Genomic DNA, 16378 nt, shown 5'->3' on the forward strand with positions numbered 1-16378 from the left:
GACAGAATGTTCGGCGCGACCGGCGATTCGTTTTGGCGAATCGGGCCGGCAGCCTTAAAGGTTAAGCCCCATGGCGCGGTACATCTTCATCACCGGCGGCGTGGTTTCTTCGCTCGGAAAAGGTCTGGCTTCGGCGGCACTCGGCGCCTTGCTGCAGGCGCGCGGCTACAAGGTCCGCTTGCGCAAACTCGATCCCTATCTCAATCTCGACCCCGGAACGATGTCGCCGTATCAGCACGGCGAAGTGTTCGTGACCGACGACGGCGCTGAGACCGATCTCGATCTCGGCCACTACGAGCGCTTCACCGGCCGGCCCGCCACCAAGGCCGACAACATCACCACGGGCCGCATCTACCAGGACATTCTCACCAAGGAGCGGCGCGGCGACTATCTCGGCGCCACCATCCAGGTGATCCCGCACGTTACCAACGCGATCAAGGATTTCGTCCTCAGCGGTAACGACGAATTCGACTTCGTGCTGGTCGAGATCGGCGGCACCGTCGGCGACATCGAAGGTCTTCCGTTCTTCGAGGCAATACGCCAGCTCAAGAACGAGCTGCCGCGCGATCATGCGGTCTACATTCATCTGACGCTGTTGCCGTTCATTCCGAGCGCGGGCGAGCTGAAGACCAAGCCGACCCAGCATTCCGTCAAGGAATTGCGCTCGATCGGCATCCAGCCGGATATCCTGTTGTGCCGCACCGACCGGCCGATCCCCAAGGAAGAGCGGCGCAAGCTCGGCCTGTTCTGCAACGTGCGCGAAAGTGCTGTGATCGAGGCGCGCGACGTCGACAACATCTACGCGGTGCCGGAGGCCTATCACGCTGCCGGGCTCGACGACGAGGTGCTGGCGGCATTCGGCATCGAGTCGAAAATTCCGCCGGCGCTGCAGAGCTGGCACGTCATCAACGAGCGGATCCGCAATCCCGAAGGCAATGTCACCATCGCCATCGTCGGCAAATACACCGGCATGAAGGATGCCTACAAATCGCTGATCGAGGCGCTGTCGCATGGCGGCATCGCCAACAAGGTGAAGGTCAATCTCGACTGGATCGAGAGCGAGGTGTTCGAGAACGAGGATCCCGCGCCGTTTCTCGAGCACGTCAACGGAATCCTGGTGCCGGGCGGCTTCGGCCAGCGCGGTGCGGAAGGCAAGATCAAGGCGGCGCAGTTCGCCAGGGAGCGCGATGTGCCGTATTTCGGCATCTGCTTCGGGATGCAAATGGCGGTGATCGAGGCGGCGCGAAACCTGTGCGGCATCGAGCAGGCCAATTCCACCGAGTTCGGGCCGACGCCCGAACCGCTGGTCGGTCTGATGACGGAGTGGCTGCGCGGCAATGAGCTCGAGAAGCGCTCGAAGGCCGGCGATCTCGGCGGCACCATGCGGCTCGGGGCGTATCCCGCGGTGCTCAAGAAGGGCAGCCGGGTGTCCGGGGTCTATGGCGGCGCCACCGAGATTTCGGAACGCCATCGCCACCGCTACGAGGTCAACACCGCCTACAAGGACCGGCTCGAACAGCACGGGCTGAAATTCTCAGGCCTCTCGCCCGACGGCGTGCTGCCGGAGATCGTCGAATACGAGGATCATCCCTGGTTCATCGGGGTACAATTCCATCCCGAACTGAAATCGCGGCCTTTTGAGCCCCATCCATTATTCGCGTCCTTCATTCAGGCGGCGATGGTGCAGTCGCGACTGGTTTGATGTCATGCATCGGCGGCCTTTGACGAAGCCGTCGATTGTTGCGACAAATCGCTCCCGATACCGCAAGAGCAATCGACAAGAACAATAGAACAGGGGAGTGGAGCCGATGATTTACGAGACCCGGATTTATCGCTGTCTGCCGGGCCGGCTGCCGGCGCTGTTGAAGCGTTTCGAGACCACTACGCTGAAACTGTGGGAGAAGCACGGCATCCGGCCGGTCGGGTTCTTCACGACGCTGGTCGGCGAATCCAATCAGGAGCTGACCTATCTGCTGGCGTGGGAATCGCTGGCCGAGCGCGATAAAAAGTGGACCGCCTTTCAGACCGATCCGGATTGGATTTCAGCCCGGGCGAAGACCGAGGAAGATGGCCAGATCGTCGGCAACATCGTCAATCAGCTGCTGGTGCCCACAGCTTTCTCAGCGCTGAAGTAGCAGGCGCCTCGCGCATAACCTCAGGTCCTCCGCCAGAATGCCCCACGGGCTCGACCACATCGTGCACGCCGTCCGCGATCTCGACGCGGCGGCGGACATGTATTGCCGCGCCGGCTTCACCGTCGGTGCGCGCAACCGCCATCCCTGGGGCACCCACAACCGCATTGTGCAGTTGAAGAACTGCTTCATCGAAATCCTGACGGTTGCCGAGCCGGAGCAGATCCCGCCGCACGGCGCGCGCTCGTTTTCGTTCGGCGCCTTCAATCGCGACTTTCTCGCCGCGCGCGAAGGTTTGTCGATGCTGATTCTCAACAGCCGCGATGCCCGCGAGGATGCGCGCTCGTTCGAGGCGGCCGGCATCGGCGGCTTCGAGGTGTTCGATTTCGCCCGCGAAGGGAAAAAGCCGGACGGCACGCCGGTCAAGCTTGCATTCTCGCTGGTGTTCGCAACCGATCCGGCATCGCCCGATGCAGGCTTTGCAGCGTGCCAGCATCATTTTCCCGAGAATTTCTGGAACCCGGCGTTTCAGATCCACGCCAACGGCGCCACCACCGTGCCCGGCGTGGCAGTCGTCGCCGACAATCCGACCGGCCATCACGTCTTCCTCAAGGCCTTTACCGGCGTGAGCGACCTGCATGCGAGTTCGATCGGCGTCCGGGCCTCTACCGAAAATGGCGACGTCGAGATCATGGAGCGGGTGGCGTTTCGCGACCGCTTCGGCGTTTCGCCTGAGGTGAGGGGCGAGGGGATGGCGTTCCACGGCTTGCGCTTCGCCGTCACGGACATTGCGGTGGTCGAAGCGCTGCACCGGCAGAACGGAATTGCCTCGCAGCGCCATGGCGGGGCGCTGGTGGTGCCGCCGGATGCCGCTCATGGCGCAACCCTGATATTCGAGGGCGTGAAATAGGGTTGATCCCTCTGCCGCTGCCCGGCATGGTCGCGTCGAAAATAAGGAACATGCCTTGAACGCCAATATGCGAGCTGCGCCGGTCGTCGCCGCCGGATCGGTCGAATTCGGCAACGATCGGCCGATTTCGATCATCGCCGGGCCGTGCCAGCTCGAGAGCCGCGCGCACGCGCTCGAAGTGGCGTCTGCGCTGAAGGAGATCGCGGCGCGCTTGAGGATCGGGCTGGTCTACAAGACCTCGTTCGACAAGGCCAACCGCAGCAGCGGATCAGCTCCGCGCGGCATCGGACTGCAACAGGCGCTGCCGATCTTTGCCGAGATTCGTTCCTCGCTCGGCATGCCCGTGCTCACCGACGTCCATGAGGCCGCGCAATGCGCCGAGGTAGCGCAGGCGGTCGATGTCCTGCAGATTCCGGCATACCTGTGCCGGCAGACCGATCTCCTGCTGGCGGCGGCCGCGACCGGCAGGGTCGTCAACGTCAAGAAAGGTCAGTTCCTGGCGCCCTGGGACATGGCGAACGTCGTCGCCAAGATCACCGACGCGGGAAACCGCAATGTGCTGGTCACCGAGCGCGGTGTCTCATTCGGCTACAACACGCTGGTCTCGGACATGCGGGCGCTGCCGATCCTGGCGCGAACCACCGGCGCACCGGTGATCTTCGACGCCACCCATTCGGTGCAGCAGCCCGGTGGCAAGGGGACATCATCGGGCGGGGAGCGCGAATTCGTGCCCGTGCTGGCGCGCGCCGCGGTCGCGGTCGGCGTCGCCGGCGTGTTCATCGAGACCCACCCCGATCCGGACCATGCCCCGTCGGATGGCCCCAACATGGTGCCGCTGCGCGAGTTCGAAGGCCTGGTGCGGAGGCTGATGGCATTCGATGCGCTTGCCAAGGGCGCGGTGCGTTGAAGCCGCAGGCAGGATCGCCGCCACACGACCAGCGTATTCCACCGGCCATCAACGTTATTGCGCTCGCGAGCTTCTCCGCCAGCTTGTCGGCGCGGGCGCTCGATCCGGTGCTGCCGCATGTCGCCGAAGATTTCGGCGTCACCATCGCGACCGCGGCGGGCTTCTCGGCAGTGTTCGCCTTCACCTTCGCCATCATCCAGCCGGTAATGGGCGCGGCCGCGGACTTGTTCGGCAAGGCGCGGCTGATGGTGGTTTGCCTGGTGCTGCTGGGGGTTGCGAATGTTCTCGGCGCGCTGTCGACCTCGTTCCCGTTGTTGTTTGCGACGCGGATTCTCGCAGGGATCGGCTCGGGCGGCGTGTTTCCGATCGCGCTCAGCCTGACCAGCGATCTGGTCGGCGCCGAGAAGCGGCAGATTGCGATCGGGCGCACCCTGGCCGGCGCCATGACCGGCAACCTGCTGGGTGCGTCAGCCTCGGGCCTGATCGGTGACTTGCTGGGCTGGAGAGGGGTACTTGCGGTGCTTGGCGTGCTGGTGATCCTGGCCTCGGTCGCCGTGGCCCTCGGTTTTCGGGGCGCAGCACTGGCGCGGCCGCCGAAGACCAACCTGTCGGCGCTCAGGCACGGCTATCGCACGATCTTCTCCAATCCCAACGCACGCATTTGCTACGCCGCTGTGTTTATCGAGGGGTGCTGCGTGCTCGGATTGTTTCCGTTCGTGGCGGCATTCCTGTTCGATCTCGGCGAAACCAGCCTGTCGCTTGCGGGAATCGTGATCGCAGGTTTTGCGGTCGGCGGCCTGTTCTACACCATGAGCGTTTCGCGTTTCCTGCCGCGGCTCGGCGTCAAGGGCATGATGATCGCGGGGGCCGCGATGGTCGGCTTGCAGCTGGCGGTGGTGGCGTTCGGGCCAGGCTGGAAGATTCATGCCCTCAGCCTGCTGTTCATGGGCTGGGGGTTCTACATGATCCATGGTTGCCTGCAGGTATTTGCCAGCGAGCTTTCAGTGGAAGCCCGCGCCACCGCGATGTCGCTGCACTCGTTCTTCTTTTTCATGGGACAGACCGTCGGTCCGATCGCGTATGGATTTGGCATCGAGAATCTCGGCAAGCTTCCGACCTTGCTGACATTCGCGGCCGTGATGGTTGCGCTGGGCTTTGTCTGCGCGCGGCTGCTGCGGCAGACAAGGCCGGCGGATGCGAGTCCGGCCTGATCAAGGTGTGTCGTTCTTGCTGAATGGAGACTGCAATAATTGAAAGGCGGGCGCTGATGCCGCGCTTCTCGAAATGAGAAAAATCCAACTGTCGGCTGGGAAGCGGTCGAGGGCTCGCCGCGGCAGAAGTCCTGGAAGCACAACCCGGCCGCCCCGCGATGGGCGCACGATCGCGTTTGCTGCGTAGTCAGCGAGCGCCCCTGCGGGTGCGAAAGCACAGCGGAGCCGGAATAGCGCGAATATTTCAGCAAAACTTAACCGGTATTTAGGGCTTGGCGGCAATCCTGAAAGAGGACGGGAAGATTGTTGAGGTATGTCCTTGCTCCGGCGGTTCCATTTCCCAACGCTCCTGCTGTTATGTTTGATCGCTGCCGCGGCTGCCGGTCTCGCCAGCGCGGATCGGGCAACCGCAGCGGACACCATTAAGATTGGCGGCACCGGGGCGGCGCTCGGCGACATGTCGCGGCTGGCTGATGTCTATATGCAGACGCACCCGGACACCAAGATCGTCGTGCTGCCGAGGAGCCTTGGTGGCGACGGCGGTATCAAGGCACTGCGCGCTGGCGCCATCGATATCGCGCTTGTCATCGAGCCGCTGTCTCCCGATGAGCGCGCCCCCGGATTGACCGCGTCCCCTTACGCGAAGTCCGCGCTTGCCTTCGCAACGCGGCTCGATACGCCATTCGATGCGGTGACGACTGATTGGGTGGTCGACGTCTACCGCGGCGCGGTGACGCATTGGCCGGACGGCAAGCCGATACGGCTGGTGCTGCGTCCGTCGCATGACAGCGACATGAAAATCCTCTACGCCCACTCCGACGCGATGAAGCAGGCGATGCAGGCGGCGCTGGCGCGGTCCGGTCTGCTCATTGCAGATACGGCGCAAGCGGCTGCCAGGAAACTCGAGCAGTTGGAAGGCTCTCTCGGCAGCACCACGCTTGCTCAGATCCAGAGCGAGCAAACGCCGCTAAAGCTGCTCACCTTTGACGGCGTTGCACCGACCGCCGAGATGGTGGCTGCTGGCCGTTATCCGCTGGTGAAATTCTTCTATCACGTCACGAGGCCGGACGCCTCCGCCGTGGTACGCGATTTCGTCTCATTCCTTGGATCGGCCGAAGCCGCCGCAATCCTGCAGAAGACCGGCAATGTCCACATTCCCAATGCGCCACGAGGCTGATGTGGAACATCAAGAAGGCGCGCTTCTCTCCCGGATCACGACAACGATCGCGCTGCTTGCTGCGGTGATCGTCGCCATCGGAGCGCCATTCGGATATTTCTACCTCATGTTGGCGAGTGATGAGGGCCGGCTGCGGGCCGACGCGAACGTGCGCTCATTCCTGATCTCGCAGGTGGTGAGCAGTGACCCGGATATGTGGAAGTTCGAGGGACACGCGATCGACGGCATCATCAGCCGGAGATTCCATGAGGAGGAAGTCGATTCGCTCGCCGTCCGCGATGCGAGCGGCGCCGTCATGTACCAACACGGCCCTGCGAAGCAGCCGTGGCCAGCTCTGACGACCGTACGTCCCATCTACGACTCAGGGCATGTCGTCGGCGAGATCGAATTGCGGCATTCGATCCGCCATATTTTCCCGCTTACCGCTCTCATCGCTCTCATTTCGTCGATCGTCGGGCTGGGCGTGTTCTTCGCCGTGCGCATGTTTCCGATGCGCGCTCTCGAGCAGGCATGGCAACGCGCGACCCACGACCCGCTGACTGGACTGCCGAACCGCCTCTTGCTCGCCGACCGGATCGAGCAGGCGGCGGCGCTCTGCGCCCGTTCCGACACGACCTTCGCGATCCATTGCCTCGATCTCGATCATTTCAAGGAAATCAACGACACACTGGGTCACCGTGCCGGCGACCTCCTTCTCACACAGGCCGGCGAGCGAATGGCTCAATGCCTGCGCAAGGGTGATACGCTTGCCCGCACGGGTGGCGACGAATTCGTTGTTCTGCAGCCCGACGTCAGGACGCCCGACGACGCAGCCGCGTCAGCCGAGAAGCTGATCCATGCAATCAGCCGGCCGTTCGACCTGGAAGGCCATCAGGTGATGTTGACCACCAGCGTCGGCATCGCGCTGTATGAAAAGAGCGGGCAAAGCACGACCGAGCTCCTGCAAAACGCCGACAATGCGCTCTACCGCGCCAAATCGCTTCAACGCGGAACCCTGCATTTCTTCGATAAAGGGTTGAACGAACGGCTCGATGCCCGCAAGAAGGCGGAGCGGGAGTTGCGCGCCGCGCTGGCGACGAACCAGTTCGAATTACTGTACCAACCGCAGATCAGTTTGCCGGACGGCGCGATCACCGGCGTCGAGGTGCTGATCCGATGGCGACACCCGATCCGCGGATTGGTCGATCCAGACGAGTTCATTTCGCTCGCGGAAGAAACCGGCCTGATCGTGCCGATCGGGGAATGGATCTTGCGCACGGCCTGCTCGCAAGCTGCCAAGTGGAATGATCTCACGCTCGCGGTGAATGTCTCCCCGGTGCAGTTCCGCAAGGGGCACATTGCGGCGACCGTTCGGGAGGCGCTGGAAGAATCTGGCTTTCCGCCGGATCGGCTCGAACTTGAGATCACGGAAGGCATTCTGATTGCCGATACCGAGACGACGTTGAACACCCTCAACGAAATACGCAAGCTTGGCGTCCGCATCGTGATGGACGATTTCGGCACCGGCTATTCGTCGCTCGGCTATTTGCGCAAATTCCCCTTCGACAAGCTCAAGCTGGACAAGTCTTTCGTCCGCGACCTTGGGCAGAACCCCGACGCGGACGCGATCGCGCACACCATTATCGACCTGGCGCGCACCCTGAAGATCACCTCGAATGCCGAAGGTGTTGAATCGCAGACGCAGCTCGACTGGCTGGTCCAACAAGGATGCGGAGAAGCGCAAGGCTACTGGTTCGCCCGGCCGCTGACCTATTCCGACGTCGATCAATTTGTCGCCGCATTCAAACCCGGCGTGACGAAGGCCGAAGAGGGGGGCCTCTCATCCGCCGAGGCATCCAAAAATGCCGGCGTCGTGCACTCGGCATTGCGCAAGTCCGCGAAATCCATCGGCGGATAAATGACGCGCTGACGGCACATCGGGCAGGATCACCCCCGGCCGCGATAGGGCGCGACGCCCTGATCGGGAATCCACATGCCATCAGGCAGTTTGCCGGTTTGCCAGAACACGTCGATCGGAATGCCGCCGCGCGGATACCAGTAGCCGCCGATGCGCAGCCATTTCGGCTTGATCTCGGCCGTGATCCGCTTGCCGATGGCGACCGTGCAGTCTTCGTGAAAGGCGCCATGATTGCGGAAACTCGCGACATAGAGTTTCAGCGATTTCGATTCCAGCAGCCATGGCCCCGGTACGTAGTCGATCACCAGATGCGCGAAATCCGGCTGGCCGGTGACCGGGCAGAGCGAGGTGAATTCCGGGGCGGTGAAGCGCACCAGGTAATTGGTGTCTTTCTGCGGGTTGGGCACGCGGTCAAGCTTCGCCTCGTCAGGCGTCCTGGGCCATTCCACGGCGCGGCCGAGCTGCAGTGATTTTCGAGCCATCTTCGTTGTCCTGTGCGAGCGCTGACATGGACGCAAGCGGGCGTCGCCGTCAACCGTCAGCGCGACGCGGGGTCGGCCAGAAAGCGCACCAGCGCACCGCGCTCGGCCGCATCCAGCGGCGGCCGGGACGCCGCCGGGATCGCGGGCAGCAACAGAAAAGGGAACACTCTCACGCGGCGGTCTGGACCACGACCAGCCGGTCGGTGCCGGATTCGCCGCCCCAGGCTTCGCCGGCCTGCCGGCCATCTGCCGGACATTGGCGCCGGGCTTGTCGCTGGGGAACGCGTTGAATTTCTCCGTCGCGGGATCGAAGCGCACGATCGCATTGGCCGCGAAATCGGTCAGCCAGACCCTGTCCTTGTCATCGACATAGACCGAATAGGTGCGGGGGGCGTTGCCCGGCAGTTTCCAGGCTTTCCAGGAACCGTCGGCAGGATCGTGCACCGACACGTTGCCGCTGTTCCATTCGCTGACCCAGAGCCGGCCTTTTGAATCCGACCACGCCCGCAGCGCGCCCTGATGGGGCGTCGGCGGCTCGACCACGGTCGCGTGACCGGTCGACGGATCGATTTTGGCGATGTGATTGCCCGCGAGCGAGGCGTACCAGACGTCGCCCTTCGGTGTCACCGTGATGCCGTAAGGTCCGTGGCCGTGCGGCGCCTTGAACACGGTCATGTCACCCGACTTCGGTTCGAGCCGGCCGTAGATGCCGGACTGGCCGGTGAACCAGTAGATCCCGCTGTTGTCGAACACGCCGGTGTTGAGGTTGGCGTAGGCCTCCTTTTCGGGCAGGCGGAACAGGGTCACCCTGTGATTGCCGGGGTCGACGCGGGCAATGGCATTCTGCCCGCCCTCGGTCACCCAGAGCGCCCCGTCGGGGCCGATGACGACCCCGTGGGGGGCGGCGCCCTTGCCGAGATCGACCAGTTTGAACGAGCCGTCCCGCGGATCGAGCCGCCCCAGGGCGCCGTTGTGCTGGCCGCAGAACCAGACCGCACCATCAGGGGCGGGCGCGACGTCGCGCGAGCCCATGCCGGCGGCGACCGGATAATATTTCACCCGGAACGGGCCTTCCTGGCCGACGGCCCCGCGCAACAGCGCCGGCGCGGCAAAGATTCCGGCGGCCGTTGAAACGAGAAACTGACGGCGATTCATTGCGTTACCTTGGGCTTATGAGAAGGAAGGCTTGGACGCTAAGATCGACCTTTAGGCAGCATAGCCCGACCATGTCCCCCGTCAGGGCAAGGCCGCGGGGCAAGCGTTCACATTTGCTTGCGCGCCGTGTAAGACGCGCCCCAACCAAGCCAGCACTATCAAGGGAAGCACAGGACATGACAGCCATCGTCGACATCATCGGCCGCGAAATTCTCGACAGCCGCGGCAATCCCACGGTCGAAGTCGATGTGGTGCTGGAAGATGGCTCGATCGGCCGCGCGGCGGTACCGTCGGGCGCGTCCACCGGCGCGCATGAGGCGGTCGAACTGCGCGACGGCGACAAGGCGCGCTATCTCGGCAAGGGCGTGCAGAAGGCCGTGGCCGCCGTGAACGGCGAGATCTTCGAGGCCCTGAGCGACATGGCGGTCGAGGAGCAGGTCCAGATCGACCAGATCATGATCGATCTCGACGGCACGCCGAACAAGAGCCGGCTGGGCGCTAACGCCATTCTCGGCGTCTCGCTGGCCTGCGCCAAGGCGGCCGCGGAATCCTTCGACATGCCGCTCTATCGCTATGTCGGCGGCACCTCGGCGCGCACGCTTCCGGTGCCGATGATGAACATCATCAATGGCGGCGTGCATGCCGACAACCCGATCGACTTCCAGGAATTCATGATCATGCCGGTGGGTGCTGCGACGTTCGCAGAGGCTTTGCGCTGCGGCTCGGAAATCTTCCACACCCTGAAGTCGGAGCTGAAGAAGGCCGGCCACAACACCAACGTCGGCGATGAGGGCGGCTTCGCGCCGAACCTGCCGTCGGCGGATGCGGCGCTCGAATTCGTCATGGGCGCGATCGGCAAGGCCGGCTACAAGGCAGGAGGCGACGTGATGCTGGCGCTGGATTGCGCCGCCACCGAATTCTTCAAGGACGGCAGTTACGTCTACGGCGGCGAAAACAAGACGCGCTCGCGTTCGGAGCAGGCCAAATATCTCGCCGATCTCGCCTCGCGCTATCCGATCGTCTCGATCGAGGACGGCATGTCCGAAGACGACATGGACGGCTGGAAGGAACTGACGGGGCTGATCGGCAGCAAGTGCCAGCTGGTCGGCGACGACCTGTTCGTCACCAACGTGACGCGGCTTGCCGACGGCATCAAGAACGGCCGCGCCAATTCCATCTTGGTCAAGGTCAACCAGATCGGCACGCTGACGGAAACGCTTTCCGCCGTCGAGATGGCCTACAAGGCCGGCTACACCGCCGTGATGTCGCATCGTTCGGGCGAGACCGAGGATTCCACCATCGCCGACCTCGCGGTCGCCACCAACTGCGGCCAGATCAAAACCGGCTCGCTGGCGCGTGCCGACCGCACCGCCAAGTACAACCAGTTGCTGCGCATCGAGCAGGAACTGGGCGGCCAGGCGAAATATGCGGGCAGGGCGGCGCTCAAGGCGCTGGCGTAGCGCCTTCAGAAATCGTCAGATCGTTCGTCCCTTCGACGATCTTGCGACGACCGGCCGTTTCGCCGCGGACGGTTTCACGTGCGCGGCCTGCCGGTGGCGCTTCTTCACATCCGCGTCCGCGGCCTTCGCTCCGCCGCGGCGAGAGGCGTATTCCTGGCCGTCGATCGGCCCCACATGCGGGGGATCGCGACCGAGATACGGTCGGCCGATTCCGAACTGCTTCCCGTTTGCATCGACCCATTTCCAGAGGGCTTCGGTCGAAACCCACCGCTTCGCCCGCGTCTCGCCATTGACGCTCACGATATCAGCCGCAAGCCCGTGGCCATAGCCGCCGCGGAAACTGCCGCCGTGGTACGACCTGTCGCTCGCCGCTTTCAGGCCGCTTGCGATCGATTGACGATAGTCGTCGCGGAACGCGCTGGTGATGCCGGGTTGCAGTCCGGCGGCCTCCGCGGCGTGAAGCGCATGAAACAGCTTTATCTTGAAGCTGCGATCCATGCCGCCGATCACGTAGTCCATCATCGACATGCCGGCTCGTTCCGCCGCCTTGGGATCCTTCCACGTGAAATCGTTATCGACCAGTCTGGTAAAGCTTCTGGTGACAGTCACCAGTTTGCCCTTCCTTTTGACCGTTACTTTCCTGAGCTCACGCTCCTTGATGGTGTCCTCCTTGGGCGTCCGCTGGTAGAGCGCCCAGAGGAACTGGTCGATGCAGGGCTTCGCCACCAGGCACTCGCCGACAATCTCGATGCGGCCGGCTGTCGTCGCGGCGTCCTCGGGCGGCGCATCGGCCGTGCTTGCGGTTGGCGCCTGCGCGGGCGGGATTTCCGCTGGCAGAACTTCCGCCGGATCGGTCAGTGCGGCAACGACGAAGGGGCGCGATGCCGCCTCTGTTGTTGTTGTATCGGTGACAGGCATCGTATCGGCGAAGGGCTTCGCCACAAGTTCGGCGGCCGCGGCCACTTCGGGCGTATCGGGCGCGACGTAGCTCATTGCAACTGATTGCGGCGCATTGGCCTGCGGCGCGGCCGCGACGTCGACGCTGGCGGTCAGCAATGGCGCGAGGCGGTCCACGACGTGCGCCGCTGCGGCGTTCTCGATACGAGGTGAACCAAGGCCGGCAAGGCTGACGAAAGCCCAACCTGCAATGACCACGGCTGGAAAAAGCGCCGCTGCTACTGTTGCCGATCGTCGCGGGTTCATGGTTCCAGCCTCCAGCGACTCCAATGAGCCAGGTTGCACAGCCAAGCATCCGACGCCTGAAGTTTCGGGGGACAATGAGGACGCGCAAGGGCGAATTCGGCGGGTCATGACTGTTTCCAGGAAGGTGTTGCCAGAGTGCAACGCGCCGCCGCAGCCCATTTTGGGGCGCGACCTTCGCCATCGTCGGCTGATGTGCGCGGGCGGAATAGGCATGCGAAGGCCTTGACTGAAATCGCTGATACGGCTGGACATCATTGCCGGCCGAGACCATACCGCCAATGGTTCTGAAGCTAAGCACGGATCGGCAATAGGATGCTGAACCGCAGGCAGGAGGAAAATGAGTATGGGTGACACCAAGACCGGACTGCAACTGCGCTCGCTGCTCAAGAAGAGCGGCGAACTCGAACTGTCGCTGGTGAATGTCCCGACGCCCGAACCGGCTGACGACGAAGTTGTGGTCCGTGTCGAGGCCGCGCCGATCAACCCGTCCGATCTCGGGCTGCTGATCGGCCAGGCCGATATGTCGACCGCCAAGGCTTCAGGCACCAGGGATGCTCCCGTCGTAACAGCCAGGATGCCGGAAGCTGCCATGAGGATGATGTCGGCGCGGCTCGATGAATCGATGCCGGTCGGCAATGAGGGTGCGGGCGTGGTGATCAAGACCGGATCGTCGGATGCCGCCAGGGCGCTGATAGGCAAGACGGTCGCGATGATCGGCGGCGCCATGTACACGCAGTACCGGGTCCTGAAGGTCAGGGACGTGATGGAGCTGCCGGCCGGCGCTTCGCCTGCCGACGGCGCGTCATGGTTTGTCAATCCGCTGACCGCGCTCGGCATGACCGAGACCATGCGGCGCGAAGGTCATAAGGCGCTGGTGCACACTGCCGCCGCATCGAACCTCGGCCAGATGCTCAACAAGATCTGCATCAAGGACGGCATCGGCCTCGTCAACATCGTACGCAGCAAGGAGCAGGCCGACATCCTGCACAAGATCGGCGCCAAATATGTCGTCGATTCAACGGCGCCGACCTTCATGGACGACCTCACCAGCGCGCTGGTGGAAACCGGCGCAACGATCGCGTTCGACGCCATCGGCGGTGGCAAGCTGGCAGGCCAGATTCTCACCTGCATGGAGATCGCCGCCAACAAGACGGCGAAGGAATACAGCCGCTACGGCTCGAACGTGTACAAGCAGGTCTATATCTACGGCAGCCTCGATAACCGTCCGACCGAATTGAGCCGGACGTTCGGTCTCAGCTGGGGTGTCGGCGGCTGGCTCTTGACGCCGTTCCTGCAGAAGATCGGCCCGGCCGAAATTGGCAGGCTGCGCCAGCGCGTGGCTTCCGAGCTCAAGACCACCTTCGCCAGCCATTACACGCAAGTGGTGTCGCTGCAGGAGGCATTGCAGCTTTCCCACATCGCCATCTACAACAAGCGTTCCACCGGCGAAAAATACCTGATCAATCCGAACAAGGGCGGTTGAGAAGGACGGCGCGAAATACCGGCTGATTCCGGCGCCGTGGAATCCGGTGATTTGATCGGGGCTCAAAGGATTTGAAACGACAGGCTGTCCCGGGCGGGGCGGCCCGTTCGCTTTCGGGCGCTCGCTCGCCCAGATTTTGACAATTCATGCACTTGCATCTTTCCGCGGCATGGCTAGGCTGGGGCCGAGCCGTTCCGGCACCCTGCGTCAAAAGGAAATTCCATGGCCACCCCGTACAACGTCGTCGTTATTGCCGGCAGCCTCCGCAAAGAGAGTTTTTCACTCAAGATCGCCAACGCACTGGCCAAGCTCGCGCCGGCGACGCTCAAGCTCGACGTCGTCACCCTGCACGACATTTCGTTCTTCAATCAGGATCTGGAAGCGGCGCCTCCGGCTGACTGGGTGGCATTCCGCGAAAAACTGCAGAAGTCGAACGGGGTGCTGTTCGTGACGCCGGAATACAATCGATCGATCCCCGGCGTGTTGAAGAACGCCATCGACGTCGGATCGCGTCCCTACGGCAAGAGTTCATTCCTCGGCAAGCCGATCGGCATCGTCGGCAACTCGCCGGGCGCGCTCGGCGGCGTCGCCGCCGTCAAGCATCTGCAGAACATCATGCCGGGCATCGCTGGCCCGATCATGGGGCAGCCGGAAATCTATCTGAACGGCGTCGGCGACGCCTTCGACGACAAGGGCAATCTCACCAAGGAATCGGTGCAGAAGGTGCTGCAGCAATATATCGACGCTTTTGCGGTCTTCGTCGAAAAGCAAAACAAATAGGCAGGCGCGAGGGCGGCGCGGGCAGGTATTAGTCTTCCGTTAACCGCGCCGCCGCATGGTTGTGCCATGGTTTCGCGCTCCCGACTCAAATCCCTGTTGACGGGGCTCGCCCTCTATACGATGGCGGCGGCCATGGTCGGCTATTTCGGTGTCAACGCCTATACCGGCAAATACGGCTTGAATGCGCGGCAGGAACTCGACCAGGAGATCATCGCGCTGACGTCGGAGCTGGCGCGGTTGAAGCGCGAACGCGCCGAGGGCGAGCAGCGGGTATCGCTGCTCAGGTCCGACCGGGTCGATCCCGACATGCTGGACGAGCGCGCGCGCTATCAGCTCGATTACGCCAATCCGCGCGATCTGGTCCGGACCATCCATCCGAAGTAATCGTCATATTTCAAAATCCATCGAAATCAGTTTCGAAAATGTCGCGTCGCATTGCACTGCGGCATAGCGAATTATTCGCCGCGTCACGCAATCCTTTCATGGCGGTTTGAGTTGGGATAGAGAGGGCTATTCATTCTCTCATCCGGAATTGCCATGGCCGCACCGAAGAAAAGCGTCACAAAGGAAACGGGACAGGAAAAGGCTAACGGCTCCCCTCCGGAATTCACCAGGCAACAGGAACTCAGCGCACTGCGCGACATGCTGCTGATCCGGCGCTTCGAGGAGAAGGCCGGCCAGCTCTACGGCATGGGCGCGATCGGCGGCTTCTGCCACCTTTACATCGGCCAGGAAGCCATCGTCGTCGGCATGCAGATGGCCCTGAAAAATGGCGATCAGGTCATAACCGGATACCGCGACCACGGGCATATGCTGGCCTGCGGGATGGAAGCCAAGGGCGTGATGGCCGAATTGACCGGACGCCATGGCGGCTATTCCAAAGGCAAGGGCGGCTCCATGCACATGTTCAGCAAGGAGAAGAATTTCTTCGGCGGCCACGGCATCGTCGGCGCGCAAGTGTCGCTCGGCACCGGCCTTGCCTTTGCCAACCGCTACCGCGGCAACGATCATGTCAGCCTGGCCTATTTCGGCGACGGCGCCTCGAACCAGGGCCAGGTCTACGAAAGCTTCAATATGGCGGAGCTGTGGAAGCTGCCTGTCATCTACATCATCGAGAACAACCGCTACGCCATGGGCACCTCGGTGACACGGGCCTCCGCGCAAACCGATTTTTCCAAGCGCGGCATCTCTTTCAACATTCCCGGCAAGCAGGTCGACGGCATGGACGTCCGCGCGGTGAAGGCCGCCGGCGACGAGGCGGTCGCGTGGTGCCGCGCCGGCAACGGGCCCTACATCCTGGAGATGCAGACCTACCGCTACCGCGGCCATTCGATGTCGGATCCGGCGAAATACCGCACCCGCGAGGAGGTCGAAAAGGTCCGCCAGGATCAGGATCCGATCGAGCAGGTTCGCAATCGCCTGCTGGCGGCCAAGATGAGCGAACAGGACTTGAAGGCGATCGACGCCGAGGTGCGTGAGATCGTCAACGCATCCGCCGACTTCGCGCAGCACGATCCCGAGCCTGATGCGTCCGAATTGTGGACCGACGTTTATCGCTGAGCGCAGACGAGAGAGCGAATT

Annotated in this window: 14 protein-coding genes and 1 pseudogene; 12 read left to right on the forward strand and 3 right to left on the reverse strand. The window is 63.0% G+C overall.

Translation table 11 applies throughout. From position 1 onward, the window contains the following. Positions 1-70 precede the first annotated feature (70 nt). The 7 genes from pyrG to KMZ29_RS13895 all read left to right on the forward strand — a co-directional run bounded on the left by pyrG (position 71) and on the right by KMZ29_RS13895 (position 8234). Positions 71-1702, forward strand: coding sequence for a CTP synthase (gene pyrG / locus KMZ29_RS13865; RefSeq protein ID WP_215619805.1), 1632 nt, complete (start codon positions 71-73; stop codon positions 1700-1702). A 106-nt stretch (positions 1703-1808) separates the two neighbouring features. After that, on the forward strand, positions 1809-2135 hold the full coding sequence (locus KMZ29_RS13870) for an NIPSNAP family protein (protein ID WP_215619806.1): 327 nt from the start codon (positions 1809-1811) through the stop codon (positions 2133-2135). 37 nt (positions 2136-2172) lie between these two features. Beyond that, positions 2173-3042, forward strand: a complete 870-nt coding sequence (locus tag KMZ29_RS13875) for a VOC family protein (RefSeq protein WP_215619807.1) — start codon at positions 2173-2175, stop codon at positions 3040-3042. Positions 3043-3109: 67 nt separating this feature from the next. Further along, positions 3110-3949 (forward strand): 3-deoxy-8-phosphooctulonate synthase, encoded by an 840-nt coding sequence (gene kdsA / locus KMZ29_RS13880; RefSeq protein WP_369810129.1) that lies wholly within the window; start codon positions 3110-3112, stop codon positions 3947-3949. Then, positions 3946-5160: an MFS transporter gene (locus tag KMZ29_RS13885; RefSeq protein ID WP_215619809.1), complete on the forward strand. Its 1215-nt coding sequence runs from the start codon at positions 3946-3948 to the stop codon at positions 5158-5160. Before kdsA ends, KMZ29_RS13885 begins: the two co-directional genes overlap by 4 nt. Positions 5161-5521: 361 nt before the next feature. Beyond that, positions 5522-6337, forward strand: coding sequence for a substrate-binding domain-containing protein (locus KMZ29_RS13890; RefSeq protein WP_215619810.1), 816 nt, complete (start codon positions 5522-5524; stop codon positions 6335-6337). After that, on the forward strand, positions 6306-8234 hold the full coding sequence (locus KMZ29_RS13895; RefSeq protein ID WP_215619811.1) for a putative bifunctional diguanylate cyclase/phosphodiesterase: 1929 nt from the start codon (positions 6306-6308) through the stop codon (positions 8232-8234). Before KMZ29_RS13890 ends, KMZ29_RS13895 begins: the two co-directional genes overlap by 32 nt. Positions 8235-8263: 29 nt before the next feature. Here the strand turns inward: KMZ29_RS13895 and queF are convergent, their stop codons facing one another. Both queF and KMZ29_RS27075 read right to left on the reverse strand, forming a co-directional pair. After that, complete coding sequence (gene queF / locus KMZ29_RS13900) at positions 8264-8716, reverse strand: preQ(1) synthase (RefSeq protein ID WP_215619812.1); 453 nt, start codon at positions 8714-8716, stop codon at positions 8264-8266. A gap of 504 nt (positions 8717-9220) precedes the next feature. Then, positions 9221-9871: pseudogene (locus KMZ29_RS27075) on the reverse strand (Vgb family protein); the annotation flags it as partial. A gap of 176 nt (positions 9872-10047) precedes the next feature. Between KMZ29_RS27075 and eno the strand changes: the two are divergent. Next, a complete protein-coding gene (gene eno, locus KMZ29_RS13910) occupies positions 10048-11331 on the forward strand; it encodes a phosphopyruvate hydratase (protein ID WP_215619813.1) in 1284 nt (427 codons plus the stop codon). A gap of 15 nt (positions 11332-11346) precedes the next feature. Here the strand turns inward: eno and KMZ29_RS26725 are convergent, their stop codons facing one another. Then, positions 11347-12534: a D-alanyl-D-alanine carboxypeptidase family protein gene (locus KMZ29_RS26725; RefSeq protein WP_249779951.1), complete on the reverse strand. Its 1188-nt coding sequence runs from the start codon at positions 12532-12534 to the stop codon at positions 11347-11349. A gap of 343 nt (positions 12535-12877) precedes the next feature. Here KMZ29_RS26725 and KMZ29_RS13925 point away from each other — a divergent pair, with 343 nt between their 5' ends. From KMZ29_RS13925 to pdhA, 4 genes are all read left to right on the forward strand, one after another. Continuing rightward, positions 12878-14017 carry a zinc-binding dehydrogenase gene (locus KMZ29_RS13925; protein WP_215619815.1) on the forward strand — a complete coding sequence of 380 codons (1140 nt, stop codon included), beginning with the start codon at positions 12878-12880 and terminating at the stop codon, positions 14015-14017. 222 nt (positions 14018-14239) lie between these two features. Then, positions 14240-14797: an NADPH-dependent FMN reductase gene (locus KMZ29_RS13930; protein WP_215619816.1), complete on the forward strand. Its 558-nt coding sequence runs from the start codon at positions 14240-14242 to the stop codon at positions 14795-14797. A 66-nt stretch (positions 14798-14863) separates the two neighbouring features. Next, the gene (locus tag KMZ29_RS13935) at positions 14864-15181 is read left to right on the forward strand and encodes an FtsB family cell division protein (protein ID WP_215619817.1); all 318 of its coding nucleotides are present in this window, start codon (positions 14864-14866) and stop codon (positions 15179-15181) included. Between the two features lie 153 nt (positions 15182-15334). Beyond that, on the forward strand, positions 15335-16357 hold the full coding sequence (gene pdhA, locus KMZ29_RS13940; RefSeq protein WP_215619818.1) for a pyruvate dehydrogenase (acetyl-transferring) E1 component subunit alpha: 1023 nt from the start codon (positions 15335-15337) through the stop codon (positions 16355-16357). Positions 16358-16378: the final 21 nt, after the last annotated feature.

Origin of the sequence: Bradyrhizobium sediminis (assembly GCF_018736085.1) — a bacterium.
In the GTDB taxonomy this organism is placed as follows: Bacteria; Pseudomonadota; Alphaproteobacteria; order Rhizobiales; family Xanthobacteraceae; genus Bradyrhizobium; species Bradyrhizobium sediminis.

Excerpts from the sequence above, each read along its gene's own strand:
- KMZ29_RS13875 (WP_215619807.1), top strand. The coding sequence starts at position 2,173 with ATGCCCCACGGGCTCGACCACATCGTGCACGCCGTCCGCGATCTCGAC.
- KMZ29_RS13930 (WP_215619816.1), top strand. The coding sequence starts at position 14,240 with ATGGCCACCCCGTACAACGTCGTCGTTATTGCCGGCAGCCTCCGCAAA.
- pyrG (WP_215619805.1), top strand. The coding sequence starts at position 71 with ATGGCGCGGTACATCTTCATCACCGGCGGCGTGGTTTCTTCGCTCGGA.
- queF (WP_215619812.1), bottom strand. The coding sequence starts at position 8,716 with ATGGCTCGAAAATCACTGCAGCTCGGCCGCGCCGTGGAATGGCCCAGG.
- eno (WP_215619813.1), top strand. The coding sequence starts at position 10,048 with ATGACAGCCATCGTCGACATCATCGGCCGCGAAATTCTCGACAGCCGC.
- pdhA (WP_215619818.1), top strand. The coding sequence starts at position 15,335 with ATGGCCGCACCGAAGAAAAGCGTCACAAAGGAAACGGGACAGGAAAAG.
- KMZ29_RS13935 (WP_215619817.1), top strand. The coding sequence starts at position 14,864 with ATGGTTTCGCGCTCCCGACTCAAATCCCTGTTGACGGGGCTCGCCCTC.
- KMZ29_RS13870 (WP_215619806.1), top strand. The coding sequence starts at position 1,809 with ATGATTTACGAGACCCGGATTTATCGCTGTCTGCCGGGCCGGCTGCCG.
- KMZ29_RS13925 (WP_215619815.1), top strand. The coding sequence starts at position 12,878 with ATGGGTGACACCAAGACCGGACTGCAACTGCGCTCGCTGCTCAAGAAG.
- KMZ29_RS13895 (WP_215619811.1), top strand. The coding sequence starts at position 6,306 with ATGTCCACATTCCCAATGCGCCACGAGGCTGATGTGGAACATCAAGAA.
- KMZ29_RS26725 (WP_249779951.1), bottom strand. The coding sequence starts at position 12,534 with ATGAACCCGCGACGATCGGCAACAGTAGCAGCGGCGCTTTTTCCAGCC.
- kdsA (WP_369810129.1), top strand. The coding sequence starts at position 3,110 with ATGCGAGCTGCGCCGGTCGTCGCCGCCGGATCGGTCGAATTCGGCAAC.